The 12,752-nt window shown below is 45.5% G+C and carries 16 protein-coding genes; 6 read left to right on the top strand and 10 right to left on the bottom strand.

Features of this window, described 5'->3' with window-relative positions:
• Positions 1 to 3: 3 nt before the first annotated feature.
• The gene (locus V1L52_RS05150; protein ID WP_428771285.1) at positions 4 to 1,341 is read right to left on the bottom strand and encodes an MFS transporter; all 1,338 of its coding nucleotides are present in this window, start codon (positions 1,339 to 1,341) and stop codon (positions 4 to 6) included.
• Between the two features lie 124 nt (positions 1,342 to 1,465).
• Between V1L52_RS05150 and V1L52_RS05145 the strand changes: the two genes are divergently transcribed.
• On the top strand, positions 1,466 to 2,317 hold the full coding sequence (locus tag V1L52_RS05145; RefSeq protein WP_428771283.1) for a glycerophosphodiester phosphodiesterase: 852 nt from the start codon (positions 1,466 to 1,468) through the stop codon (positions 2,315 to 2,317).
• 17 nt (positions 2,318 to 2,334) lie between these two features.
• On the opposite strand, the gene V1L52_RS05140 is transcribed toward V1L52_RS05145, so the two are convergent.
• The 5 genes from V1L52_RS05140 to V1L52_RS05120 all read right to left on the bottom strand — a co-directional run bounded on the left by V1L52_RS05140 (position 2,335) and on the right by V1L52_RS05120 (position 4,856).
• On the bottom strand, positions 2,335 to 2,937 hold the full coding sequence (locus tag V1L52_RS05140; protein ID WP_428771281.1) for a response regulator: 603 nt from the start codon (positions 2,935 to 2,937) through the stop codon (positions 2,335 to 2,337).
• 82 nt (positions 2,938 to 3,019) lie between these two features.
• Entirely contained in the window at positions 3,020 to 3,622 is a 603-nt protein-coding gene (locus V1L52_RS05135) for a regulatory protein RecX (RefSeq protein ID WP_428771279.1), read from the bottom strand.
• A gap of 2 nt (positions 3,623 to 3,624) precedes the next feature.
• Complete coding sequence (gene rpsI, locus V1L52_RS05130; protein WP_428771788.1) at positions 3,625 to 4,014, bottom strand: 30S ribosomal protein S9; 390 nt, start codon at positions 4,012 to 4,014, stop codon at positions 3,625 to 3,627.
• A gap of 15 nt (positions 4,015 to 4,029) precedes the next feature.
• Positions 4,030 to 4,458: a 50S ribosomal protein L13 gene (gene rplM, locus V1L52_RS05125; RefSeq protein ID WP_428771277.1), complete on the bottom strand. Its 429-nt coding sequence runs from the start codon at positions 4,456 to 4,458 to the stop codon at positions 4,030 to 4,032.
• Between the two features lie 164 nt (positions 4,459 to 4,622).
• Positions 4,623 to 4,856, bottom strand: coding sequence for a hypothetical protein (locus V1L52_RS05120; RefSeq protein WP_428771275.1), 234 nt, complete (start codon positions 4,854 to 4,856; stop codon positions 4,623 to 4,625).
• 88 nt (positions 4,857 to 4,944) lie between these two features.
• On the opposite strand from V1L52_RS05120, the gene V1L52_RS05115 reads away from it, so the two are divergent.
• From V1L52_RS05115 to V1L52_RS05095, 5 genes are all read left to right on the top strand, one after another.
• Complete coding sequence (locus tag V1L52_RS05115; RefSeq protein WP_428771273.1) at positions 4,945 to 5,643, top strand: AzlC family ABC transporter permease; 699 nt, start codon at positions 4,945 to 4,947, stop codon at positions 5,641 to 5,643.
• 9 nt (positions 5,644 to 5,652) lie between these two features.
• Positions 5,653 to 5,967, top strand: a complete 315-nt coding sequence (locus tag V1L52_RS05110) for a branched-chain amino acid transporter permease (RefSeq protein ID WP_428771271.1) — start codon at positions 5,653 to 5,655, stop codon at positions 5,965 to 5,967.
• A gap of 9 nt (positions 5,968 to 5,976) precedes the next feature.
• A complete protein-coding gene (locus V1L52_RS05105; RefSeq protein WP_428771269.1) occupies positions 5,977 to 7,140 on the top strand; it encodes an aldo/keto reductase in 1,164 nt (387 codons plus the stop codon).
• 84 nt (positions 7,141 to 7,224) lie between these two features.
• Entirely contained in the window at positions 7,225 to 8,175 is a 951-nt protein-coding gene (locus tag V1L52_RS05100) for a PilZN3 domain-containing protein (protein WP_428771267.1), read from the top strand.
• A gap of 5 nt (positions 8,176 to 8,180) precedes the next feature.
• Positions 8,181 to 9,338: a tetratricopeptide repeat protein gene (locus V1L52_RS05095; RefSeq protein WP_428771265.1), complete on the top strand. Its 1,158-nt coding sequence runs from the start codon at positions 8,181 to 8,183 to the stop codon at positions 9,336 to 9,338.
• A 51-nt stretch (positions 9,339 to 9,389) separates the two neighbouring features.
• Here the strand turns inward: V1L52_RS05095 and V1L52_RS05090 are convergent, their stop codons facing one another.
• From V1L52_RS05090 to murB, 4 genes are all read right to left on the bottom strand, one after another.
• Positions 9,390 to 9,833, bottom strand: a complete 444-nt coding sequence (locus V1L52_RS05090) for a DUF192 domain-containing protein (protein WP_428771263.1) — start codon at positions 9,831 to 9,833, stop codon at positions 9,390 to 9,392.
• Positions 9,830 to 10,477: a hypothetical protein gene (locus V1L52_RS05085; RefSeq protein WP_428771261.1), complete on the bottom strand. Its 648-nt coding sequence runs from the start codon at positions 10,475 to 10,477 to the stop codon at positions 9,830 to 9,832. The genes V1L52_RS05090 and V1L52_RS05085 overlap by 4 nt, the downstream gene beginning before the upstream one ends.
• 1 nt (position 10,478) lies before the next feature.
• Positions 10,479 to 11,675, bottom strand: coding sequence for a Crp/Fnr family transcriptional regulator (locus V1L52_RS05080; protein ID WP_428771786.1), 1,197 nt, complete (start codon positions 11,673 to 11,675; stop codon positions 10,479 to 10,481).
• Between the two features lie 69 nt (positions 11,676 to 11,744).
• Complete coding sequence (murB, locus tag V1L52_RS05075; protein ID WP_428771259.1) at positions 11,745 to 12,719, bottom strand: UDP-N-acetylmuramate dehydrogenase; 975 nt, start codon at positions 12,717 to 12,719, stop codon at positions 11,745 to 11,747.
• Between the last annotated feature and the right edge of the window lie 33 nt (positions 12,720 to 12,752).

Here is a 12,752-nt window from a genome sequence, read left to right as displayed (position 1 = left end):
TTTTCAGTTGTCGTATTTTTCGCCGCGCTTTACCCTGCCCATAGTCATAAAGGCAAAGAGAAAAAATAATGCGCAGTATAAAAAGACGGCTTTATATCCGAGTAAATCTATAATAAGACCGGCGCAAAAGGGTGCAATGATGGCGGCTGCCTGAGAAAAGGTATAATACAAGCCCGTGTATAAACCGATATGCGCAAAACCCGCCATTTGCCAGAGCATCGGAAAAGAGTTGGCGATAATGCAAATCCAAAAAATACCGAATAAAAACATCAGCACCCAAAATACGTATTTTGCAGAAGAAGAAGGAATGCCGAGTAAGGCCGTTATATCGCTTAAAAAAAACTGACAAATACACAATACGGCGACTGCTATCAAAGCGATGCGTATCATGCGGCGCCTTCCCCACTTACCCGCGGCATAGCCCATGGGAATAGCCGACAGGGCAGAGGCGATACCGACCATGCCGGCTGCAAAGGGGGCCTGCCCGCTGGTAACGCCGAAGGTTTTTATGCTGTATTCGGCAATATAGGGAAGCATTCCCTGATAGCCCATAAACCACAAAAAAAGCGAACAAAGCACCAATAAGGCGCTGCGGTCTTTTTCTCCGGTTAGAACGGTTTTCATCGCCTGTAAAAAGGGGACTTTTTTTTCATTTTCGGCGGCGGCTTCGGACGACTCGGAAAGCTTATCCAAGGCCGAACCTTTTCGGTTTTCGCGTACAAAGAGAAAGAGCATAAGGGTTGCCGCAAGTACAAGGATTCCCGCCGCAGGAAAGGCAAGCACGTCCTTGGTTTTTCCGATAACCGGTAAAACGGTATCCACGTCCATAAGGCGGGCTAAAAAAAGCGTTCCCACAATCGCGGCAATATTGCCCATCGTATTTATAACCCCGTTTCCCTGCGAGCGGAATTCGGCGGGAACGATATCGGGCATCAATGCGATAACCGGGCCGCGTACGGACTGTTTAAATAAATTAAGCAGGGCGAGGATGATTACCAGAGCCGCTAAAGAACGCTGGGCGGCATAGGGAATGAGACTGAATGCAAAAGCGGACAGAGGAAGAAGAACGATAATCCACGGCATTCTGCGCCCTATTTTAGTACGCGTTTTATCGGATAAAGCGGAAATAACCGGTATTAAAAAAATTGCAAATACATTGTCCAATGACATAAACATACCGACAAGCCACTTAAACGGAATATAGCGGCTTAAAAAAATCGTTACATAGCTGTCGTACAAGGGATCCATCAAACCCATTGTAAAAAATCCCGCTCCGATTAAAAAAGTTACGGGAAGATATTGTTTGAACCCGTCTTTTTTTACGCTTTTTTCAATATTCATGGTACCTCCGCATATGTACAAACCGGTATTACAAAGTGTTTTAAAAAGCAAGTGCTTTAAAAACATTTTTTACCTCTTAACGAGTATACCCTATATCCTGTATAATAGCTAGACAGGAGTCTTTATGAATACGAAAAATATTTTACCTCAGGAACCGCGCCCGCTTTTATTCGCACACCGCGGTCTTTCAAGTTTGGCGCCGGAAAACACAATGGCGGCATTTAAAAAGGCTAAAGAACTCGGTATTCCCGGGGTGGAACTCGACGTACATTTAACCAAAAGCGGCGAATTGGTCGTTATCCACGACGAGTCTATTAAGCGCACGGGCAGACTCTATGACGGCAAAACCGTCCGTGAAGCCCCCGATACCGATGTGGAAAACATGACATGGGACGAATTAAAACAATACGATTTCGGAATTTGGTTCGGAAAAGAATTTGCGGGCGAACGCATTCCTCTTTTATCGGAAGTTCTTGAAGTTTTAGGTCCGGATATCTATGTTGACGTTGAAATAAAAATCGACACGCTTAAATACAAGGCCGTCACCGAAAAAACCTATGAGGTAATTCGGGAAAATCTTCGTAAATACCCTGAAAATCCCGACCGGTTTTTGGTTTCGTCTTTTAACCCTCTTGCGGTACGTTATTTTTCAAAAATTTGCAAGACGATTCCCGTTTCTCTCATATACGACAGCGAACCGGAAACCCCATTTTATATCCGCGGCGGTAAGGGTAAACTCATATGCAAAAGCGATGTTTTAAAACCCTGCTGGAAGGATTACAAAAGCGGAACGGGAAAAGAAAGCTGGGTATGGACGGTCGACACCGAAGAGCTGGGCCGCTCACTGCTTGAAAAGGGGGTTACAGGCTTAACTTCAAACCGGGCGCAGGATCTTCTAAAAACGGTAGCAGAATACCGGAAAACCGGACAGGTTTCAGCTGCGGATAAAAAGAGGGGCGCTGTCAGTGCGGGATAAAACACCCCCGCTTGTCCCTATTTTTCAAAATGTCCGCGGCACACCTCGGCAATATCGTTTAAATTAAGCGGTTTATAATAAAACTCATCCGCACCGAGGGCTTTGCATTTTTCTTCAATACCTTCTTCGTTCAAAGCGGTAACGACAAAGATAAGCGGATTACCGAATTCGGCGGAAGTGCGGATTTTTTTGCAAAGTTTAAAGCCGTCAACACCGGGTAAATCCAAATCCAAAATAACGCAAGCCGGCTTTTTATCCACTAAAAAAGCTCCGGCTTCAAAACCGTCAAAGGCCTGATATATTTCACTGTTTTTAAATTCCCGCTGTAAAAATTTGGACAATACGGTATTTAAGCCCTTATCATCGTCTACAATCAAAAAGCGCAGATTCCTTTTTTCACGGCTTGCCTTTGCAAGCAAGTCTTCGGGAATGCGCATTTTCCGCTTTTTCATAAAGTCGATCAAATCATCCAAGTATACCCGATATTGACCGCCCGGAGTGGTAAAAGCGGAAAGGTATCCGTTACGTATCCAATTTATTGCGGTTTGATTGACAACACCGCAAATATTTGCAACTTCCAAAGCCGAATAGATAACGGTTTTATGTGTTTTAGCGGACATTAGAACCTCATTTTTATATCTTGAGTATCATATTAACCTATTTTAATGCCTTTTTGCGGGAAAATCAACCTGATAAAGAGAATTATTCCCGAATTTCGGCATTTTTTATGCGCCGGTAATCAAAACCCTTGCGTAAAAGAGCGTCTTCAAGCTTTTTACCTCTTTTTCCGCTGCGGTAAAGCTTATCCAGTGCCCGCTCGAACAGTTCATCGGTACTTACGTTTTGCAAAAGTTCATCCAAGGCATCATCGATTATTTCGCGCTTAATGCCGCGTTTTGCAAGCTCGCCTGCCAAACGTACAGGTCCTTCCGCCCTTGTAATAAGACGGTTATGAAGCCAGGCGCGGGCGAAGCGAAGATCGTCCAAAAGTTTTCGACGTTCAAGGAAGTCAAGGGCTTTTTTGACGGCCTTCGCTTCATGGTCTTTTTTGGCAAGTTTTGCTTCCAACATGGAGCGGCAGTGCTCGCTTCGGCCCAAAAATGCAAGGGCATCGCGCTCGGCGGCAAAGGCAAAGCCCGCCTGTGCGATATCGTCAAAACGCTCCCGTTCAAACACGGCACCCGGACGGATTTCTTCGGGTAAAACGAGTTCCAGATAGTCAAGGCGTAAAAAAAAAGAAGGCCCCTCGGAAGACGTAAGTTTGATACAGCTTCCGCAGCCCTCTTTTATTGTATGAACAGTCAAGATTAACGCTTGCTGAACTGGAATCTGCGGCGTGCACCGCGGCGTCCGTATTTTTTACGTTCAATCATACGGGAGTCGCGTGTAAGGAAACCGTTTGCCTTTAAGGGCGAATAATTGGATTCATCGATTTGGGTAAGAGCGCGGGCCAATCCGTGCAAACATGCACCTGCTTGACCGTTTAAGCCGCCGCCGATAACGTTGATTAAAATATCGTATTTGTTTTCGCTTGCGGTAACCATAAGAGGCTGCCGGGCGATTTTAACCTGTTCGGGGGTGGCAAAATATTTGTCCATATCTTTACCGTTTACGGTGATTTTACCTGAACCTTCGCGTACAAAAACGCGGGCTATTGCCGTTTTTCTTCTTCCTGTACCGATTGCAAGATTTTTTATCACGATAAACTCCTATTATATTTCCAAAATTTGAGGATTTTGAGCTGCATGCGGATGTTCGGGACCGGCATACACTTTTACGTTTTTAAGCATTTTACGTCCCAAGGGGCCCTTCGGCAGCATGCCCTTTATGGCGGTCATAAGGGGTTCATCGGGATGACGCTCAATCGTTTTTTCGAAATTGCGAGCCTTCATTCCTCCGACATAACCGCTGTGGTGATAATACATCTTATCCCGAGCTTTCATACCGGTTACGGCAACTTTTTCGGCATTGATAATAACGAGAAAATCGCCCATTTCCTGATTAGGCGTATACGTAACCTTGTTTTTTCCGCGCAAGAGAGAAGCGGCCTTTACGGCAACGCGTCCGAGCGGCTTGTCCGCGGCATCGATGAGATACCAGTTACGAACGGCATCTTTTTCCTTAACGTAAATCGTCTTCATGAATATACCTACACAAAAAATCTTCAGGACGGCTTATCCGTGCATCCGGAAAACCGTCTATTTCCCGCATCGGGCGAGCAAACCCATACTGATGCCGGAAATACAGATAACGGGAAATATATAATACCTTTTTTGTGCCCCCGTGTCAAGCACCCGCTATGCGTTTACTCGCTCTTTGTTTCCTGCTGTTTTGAAGCGGCTTCTTCTTTTTTAGCTTCGTTTTTATCCTTCATATCGGCAATTCCGATAAACAAGGCTATCAAACCGACAAAAGCCGAAAAAACGGGAGCAAAGCCCTTTAAGAATAAAACAATTTCGGGTCCCCAGCCGAGTACAGCCGGGTGAGCGGCAATAACGGTAAAGGCCAAAAGCAATAAACCTACAATGAGTGCAACCATAACAGTACCTCCGTAAAAATCAGCATATATAATGTGCCACATTTTTAAGTTATGGTCAAGGAAAAAAAAGAGTGCTATAATACCGTCTATGAACCGTCCGTTATTTATAAAGGCTTTAAAACTCACCCTTCCCGTTTTTTTCGGCTATATCGCTATCGGTATCCCCTTCGGTCTTATGCTGACTCAGGCATCTTACCCCTGGTATTTGGCACCTCTTATGAGTGTAACTATGTATGCGGGGGCCGGCCAATACGCTGCAGTCGGCTTATTCGCTTCGGGCGCCTCTTTTCCGGTCATCGCCCTGACAACTTTGGCGGTCAACATACGCCATATCGTATACGGACTTTCATTAAACGAGCAATTTAAAAATACCGGCAAATGGAAACCTTATTTAATTTTTGCCCTTACCGATGAAACCTATGCCCTTCTTACCTCCTCCCCCCTTCCCCCGCATGCACGCAAAGCACACTGGTATGCAGCGATTTGCGCCCTTAATCATTCCTATTGGATTTTGGGAAGCACCATAGGTGCCGTAATAGGTGCCAATATTCCTCTTGATTTTAAAGGAGTGGACTTTGCCCTCACAGCCTTATTCGTTGTTTTACTGATAGATCAGCTTAAGGTATCTAAAACCCCCCTGCCTCCCCTGGCGGGAGCCTTGTGTGCATGTACAGCCTTAATTATATTCGGCCCGGGAAATATGCTTATCGCTTCGCTGGCTTTGGGGATAGCCGCCCTTATACTCCTTAAAAAACCGATTGAAGCGCAATCGGCTCGGGTGCGGTAGGGAAACGGTATGCTCGGTTTACGCGACGTGTTTATTGCCGTGCCTCTTATGGGCATAATTATTTTTTCAACGCGCTTGTTTTCCTTTGTGCTTTTTTCAAAAAGGGAAGCGCCGCCCCCGTTCCGCTATTTGGGGAAACACCTTCCGCCCCTTGTTATGATTATTCTTATCATCTATACTTTAAAAGACATTGATTTTTCGAATAAGGCCTCGTATATTCCGGCAGCCGTTTCTCTTACTTTTACACTGATTGCCCACATATACAAGGGTAATGCACTGATAAGCATTTTCGGCGGAACGATTTTGTATATGCTTTTAATATAAGGAGGAATAATGCTGTACCGTACCTTTCCCAGGATTCCCGATAAGCCGATTTCCGTATTGGGCTTCGGGATGATGCGCTTACCCCTGGAAAAATCCGAACCGCCCGACGAGTCGCGCATCGATAAAACCGGAGCCGAAGAGCTTGTACAAAGGGCCTATGAAGAAGGCGTTAATTATTACGATACCGCCTATATGTATCACAAATATAAAAGCGAAGAATTTTTAGGCAACACACTGCATAAATTGAATATCCGCAAAAAAGTGTACATTGCCGATAAGATGCCCGTATGGATGATAGAAAAAAAAGACGATTGGCAAATCTTTTTGGACACCCAGCTTACGCGTTTAAAAACGGATTATATAGATTTTTATCTTATGCACGCGCTTAACGATAAAAGCTGGCAAAAAGTACAAACCTTACAGGGCCTTGATTTTTTGGAAAAGGCAAAACAAGAAGGCAAAATACGCCATATCGGATTTTCATTTCATCATGAACCTGAAACATTTCGGGCAATAATCGACGGATACGATAACTGGGAATTTTGCCAAATTCAATATAATTATCTGGATGAAAACTATCAGGCGGGCACCGAAGGATTACAATACGCATACAACAAGGGCATAGGAGTTATTTCGATGGAACCCCTGAGAGGCGGTTTATTGGCAAAGGTTCCGCCTGCGGTAACCGATATCTTTGCTCATGCCGAAGTTCCCCGACTGCCTGCCGAATGGGCGCTTCGCTGGGTATGGGAACACCAGCAAATAGTAACCGCCCTTTCGGGCATGGGAACGATGGAGCAGCTTATTGCAAACTGCGCGTTTGCAAGCAGTGCAAAACCGAACTCCCTGCCCTCATCCCACATCGGCGTTATCGAAAAAGCGGCACAGTGGTTTAAATCGCGTGTTAAAGCACCCTGCACCGGCTGCTCCTACTGTATGCCCTGCCCCTCAGGCGTTTCAATACCCGAAGTATTTTCCGCATATAACGCAGCTTCAATGAGGGGAGCCTTTGAAAACGGAAATACGCGCGCTTATTCGGAACAATACCGTTCGCTCGTAACAAAAGGCCGCGGCGCCGATAAATGCGTTTTATGCGGAAAGTGCGAAAGCCTGTGCCCCCAGCATATTCCGATTTCCGGTCTTTTGCAAAGGGTATGCAGTGAGTTGTACTGAACCGAAATGCAACCTATAAGCAAAACGGGAGTAATGCTTGACGGCTGATTGACGAAGCCTGTTTTTTTAACTATTATAATTATTATGGGTATTTTAACCAGCCAGCAAATAGCACGTTTTTATGATTTTTATCGGGATACGGAAATAATGTTTTCCAAAGAAATCATTAAAATTCTGAATCTTGATCCCCGTCAAATCTATATTAAATGTAACAGCGGCCAGTGGCCCTGTATTATAAATTCCTCATCGCTCATGCTTGCAAAAATCATTATCGGAACAAAGGGCGGCGCCTATGCGGCTATTCAAAAAACGAATACGCCGGTAAGCTTGCGCTTTTTCTTTTCGGATCCGAACGGGCAAACGATGAGCTTTTTTGTCAATGCTCATGTGACGGCCATTGACCCGTACATGAACTCAACCGAGCTTGCGATTGCAACCCTCACCTTTAACTCAAAGCCGCCGGACGATTTAATCGAAATGGTCGGCCGCCTGCTTGAAACAAAGGCTAACGCCTTAAAACGCAAGGAAGAGCGTATTGCCCTTACCGCAGAATCCAAACGCAGGCTTTCTCTTCTCAGAGAAGAAACCATTGTCAGAATTCAAAATGTACCGAGAAACTGTATCGTACGCGACCTTTCTTTTTCCGGAGCTAAATTGATTATGATGGGCGTAGCCCAATTTTTGCAAAATAAAGAAGCGGTTTTACAGCTCGATTTCGACGAGCCGCGCGAAACCATCGGTTTAAAAGGCAAAACGGTTCATGTCGAACACATAGAGGGCAGAAAGGAATTGGTTGCCGTATCCTTGAAATTCGATGAAGAAGCCGTACCGATTTCCTATAAGGTGCATATCAACAATTGCTTAACCGCAGTACGCCAAAAGATGCTTAATTCAGTCGGCAAACAAGCCGACATACCGGCTCAGGAGCAAAGGCCGGAGGTACAGCCCTCTGCAGCACCGGCAGCTCAGGCTCAAAGCGCTCCCGCACAAGCGGTACAAGATACGCCGGCGGCGCACATTCCGAAGCGGCAATAAAGACTATGAGCGGTACAAAAGAACTCGATTCAATCGTTTTTATTTCAATACCGGAAAGTTTTCAGCTTCCGACTGAAGCTTTTCATATAGACAGGTCAATTCCCCTGCCCGTTCAAAAGGTGCGGGACAGTGAGGTATTCGATGCTTCGGCGCTAACCGCGGAAAGCATCTTTGCCGGCATTTTAACCGTCCTCGCCTATGATCCGCACCATGAGCATACCCTCTATTACCGCAGTCTGATAAAGGCGGCAAAACCGAATATATTGAACGAATTGACCGAAGCTGCCGTTTTAAAAGCAAAAAACGAAGATTATGAAATCGCTGACGAAATATTTGCAGCCCTTCGCGGCTTGGAACCGGATAATCCGGCCGTTATCTTAAATTCGGCCCTCTTTTTTGACCAAAGGGCCGATTCGTACCGGCGCTCCGGTATCATCGAAGATGCGGATGCATACGACGAAAGCGCCTGCCTGTATTACATCAAAGCAATGGATGCCGAACCGGCCGTTCCCGATGCTTTTTTTAATGCCGGTTTTTTTTATCTTAAACAAAAAAACTTTACAAAAGCAAAATCCTGCTTTGAAACCTATTTAAAACTGACAGCCGGTGAAACGGATTTTGCCGAACAGCCGGGACAAAAAACAGAAGATGAAAACCTTTCCTATAAACGTAAACGGGCGCAGGAACTTGCGGATGAAATAAATCGAAGCAATCTTGACGACGAACTGTTTAAATCCGCCTTTGATTGCATTTCAAACGGGCAGGAAGAAAAGGGTCTTGAACATATACACCGCTTTTTGGAAAAAAATCCGAAGGTATGGAACGCATGGTTTATGCTCGGCTGGGCTTTAAGACGTTTAGGCCGCTGGCAGGATGCAAAGGCCGCCTTTGAGCAAAGCACGATTTGCGGCGGAGAAAATGCGGATATCTACAACGAATTATCTATTTGTTTCATTGAATCGGGGGATTACGGCGGCGCCGAAAAAAGTTTGCGCCATGCTTTAAAGCTTGAGCCTGAAAATACTAAAATTATGTCGAATATGGGATTTTTGGCTTTAAAAAAAGGCAATACCGAAGAAGCATGCCGCTATTTTACCGCAGTCCTTGAATTCGATCCGGATGACCGCATTGCCCGCGAAACGCTTGCTCAACTGGAAGGATAACATTCGGCGCACAAGGCGGCGCCTCTACAGGTTCTGCCTAAAATCCGGGATTTAAGGAATGCTTATAACCGATCCCGCAACGATACCGTTTTTTTGAAACCAGCCCTGAGGAACCTCCAAGGCATAACGCAGCGACACGGTAGACTTGACGCTTGCAAGGCTGAAAGGAGTCATATCATAGAGCTCGCGGATGGTTCCGTGCGAATCGATGTAAGCGATTGAAAGGGCCGTAGGCGTATTTTTCATCCAAAAACTTAAAATCTGATCGCGATCAAAAAGAAAAAGCATACCCGTTCCTTCGGGAATACGGGTGCGCTCCATATAGCCTTTCATCTGCTCTTTTTGAGTGCGGGCAAGCTCGGCCCGTATCATAATCTCGGTACCGTCCGGTTTTGTTATAGTCAGATCTTTTTTTTCAAGAGCATGGGCCCTGCATGAAACGCAAAAAATCATAAAAAGACAAAGCGTATAAAAACGATAAAGGCGGTTTTTCATAAGTCGTCCAAAATACGGGAACGCAGAATTTCGGCCGCGGATTCTTCAACACCGCTTTTATCGGCCAATGCGTTAAAAACGCGGCGGTCAATGTATTTTACGCTTACGGGCCGTTCAAGACTCAAAGATACCTGCGCATTTTCCCAATAAACCGTTTCCGGCGACAGGGAAAGGGGTTCGCCGTATTTTTCCAAAAGTTTTGTAAAGACGGAGTAAAAGTCCGTCTTTTCGGGGTTAAAGTTGATAATAATCGTGTAGAGTTTATTTTCATAAAAATGAAACCAGCAGCGTGCCAAATAACCGCTTGACGAAGTTTCTATAAGCACCCTGTTTTCGCCGGGCAGGAGTGAAACATCGCGCTCCCCCCGATAACCGTATAAGCCGTCCTTTTTAAGCGCTTCCTTTACGTCTTCAAATTCCATTCCCAAAAAAATTGAACGGTAACCCGAGGGCAGTTTTTGAGGATTCGGATTTATATAGAGAACGGGAGGAAGGTCTTTTCCGTCTATATGCAGGGGCTGCATTCTTTTATCGGAGCCGACGGCTCCTTTTTGAGCAGGCAGACGGCTTTGGGCAAACAAAAAAAAGCTTTGAATAAAAATGAAAAAAAAACTTAAACCGAAAAAAAAGCGGGAAAAACTCATTTCAGTGTGCCGAAGATTGCTGCTTTTGCTTACGGTAAAATTCGGCCGTTTTCATCAATTCGCGGCAGTCGGCTATGTAAATCTTGTTCGAAACCAGACGTACACGCGGATCCCGTATAAACTGGGCCAGCACAATCGCCTGCTGCTCCTGAGGAATACCGCACATATTGGCCAAATCGTAGGGGGTAAGGTCGAATTGATGGCTGCTGCCCTTACCCAGGGGCACACGGTTTTTTTCCAGCTGAAGGGCAAGCATATCGAAAAGCTTAAACATGGGGTCGCGCAATTGGGCATTTATAAGCTGACGCGACATGGACCACAGGCGTTCGGCCAAAGTTACCGTTAAGCGCGTTATAAGCTGGGGCTGGGTTGCAACCATTTGATCGAAGTTTTTACGGTTGACGGCGGTAAGCACACAGTCTTCATGAGCGATGGCACTGGCCGATCGGGGCTTGTTTTCAAGCAGGGCCATTTCGCCGAAAAAATCGCCCTTTTGCAAAACGGCCAAAATAACTTCATTATCGTCTACAACCCTTGATATTTTTACCTGGCCGGATTGGATAATAAACATATCCTGACCCGATTGGCATTCGGAAAAAATCATCGTATCCTTGGGATAATTGCGTATATTGCCGGTAGGACTTTCAAAGTAAACGGCATGGGAACGGGCTTTGAGGGTGACAAAACGGTTTTTTGCCTTTTCCAAATTGGCCCCGCCGGGACATTCTTTCATATACTGATAATAACCGTAGACGGCCAAATCGGTTTTGCCCATTTTATCGTAGTATGCGGCTATAAAATACATTTGCTCCGAAGAGTTTGTAACCGTATTTTTTAAAGTAAGACAGGTAAGAATCTCGTTTACCACGCGCATCCGGTTTGCAAAGGTACGGATAATCTTCATGGCAACAGGCGTGTTTTTTGAAATCAAGGCCGGATACTGTTCCCTATTGACGGAAATAACCACAACATCGGTCATCGCAATAGCCGTTTCAATTTGGCTGTGGGCGGACATACAGGGAACGACTCCTACAAAGTCCCCCGGACCGAGTACGGCATTCGAGTCGGAAAGGGAATCGCTTTGTCTGAAAGTACGAACCTTGCCGCTTTGTATAATAAAAAAACGGTCATTTTCTGCTTTCCCTTCAACAAGCAAATACGAGTCTTTTCTGAAGTTTACAAAAGATAACTGTAACAATTCTGCCCTCACACCAATATACAGTATAAAAGTCAAGCGGACTATTGTCAATATAACAAAGGGTAAAGACTACCTTCCGCAAAAGATGATTTCGCATTCAAGCTCAAAATCGGTCTTTCTTTTTACTTCGTGTTGAATTTGTTCTACAAGCTCTTTTATATTATCGGCAGAAGCACGGTTCAAATTAACTATAAAATTGCCGTGCCAGGGAGCCACCTGGGCATCGCCGATACGTAAGCCGCGTAAACCGGCTTCATCTATAATTTGCCCGGAAGGTTTTCCGAATGCGCGGTTGTTTTTGAAAACGCTTCCGGCCGACGGATAGCGAAAATGCCCCTTTTGTTCACGGCTTTGTATAAAGCCGCCGCATTTTTGCGCGATACGGGCAGGCTCTTCCGCATATACTTTAAAAGACGCACACAAAATAAGGGGCAAAAGGCCTTGCAAGCGCATATTCATAAAGGGCGATTTTTTATATTCCCAATCTTCTTTACGCATCGCATAGTGCAATTGTTCGGCTTTACAGGCGGTACCGCCTGCGGCAGACGTGCCGCTTTTTCCGGCAAACAGATAATCCGCGCTTACAAGTACGTCGCTTATGGATGTTTCGTAACAGCGGGCATTCATATACACCGCTCCTCCGACGCTTCCCGGAAGCCCCGCAAAGGATTCAAGGCCGCCGAGAGAATTGATACGGCAAAAAGCGAGCAGTTCTTCAAAGGTACAGCCGGAGCCGCAGTGTAAAACGGAGCCGTCAAATCCTATGTTTTTTAAAGAAGCGGTACAAAGGGTGCAGCCTTCGATTCCTTTGTCGGAAACGACAAGATTCGAGCCCCCTCCCAGGATAAAAAGGGGCACACCGAATGAAGCCGCCTCCTTTAATACGAATATAAGGCTTTGTTCATCCGCAGGCTCGATAAAAACGTCGGCAGGACCGCCTATTTTAAAGGTTGTATGCTCGGACATCGGCTCGTTATACAGTATTTTTCCGCGAAAACAAGCCGATGTATTGCACATTTCCGCTATTTTGCGTAAATTATTCATAGGTAATCAGTATAATATAAATTACGGATAAAG

The sequence above is a fragment of the Treponema sp. HNW genome, assembly GCF_050320395.1.
Lineage (GTDB): Bacteria > Spirochaetota > Spirochaetia > Treponematales > Treponemataceae > Treponema_C.
The sequence above is the reverse complement of the archived record's forward strand: the minus strand, read 5'-3'. Positions and strand labels throughout refer to the sequence as shown.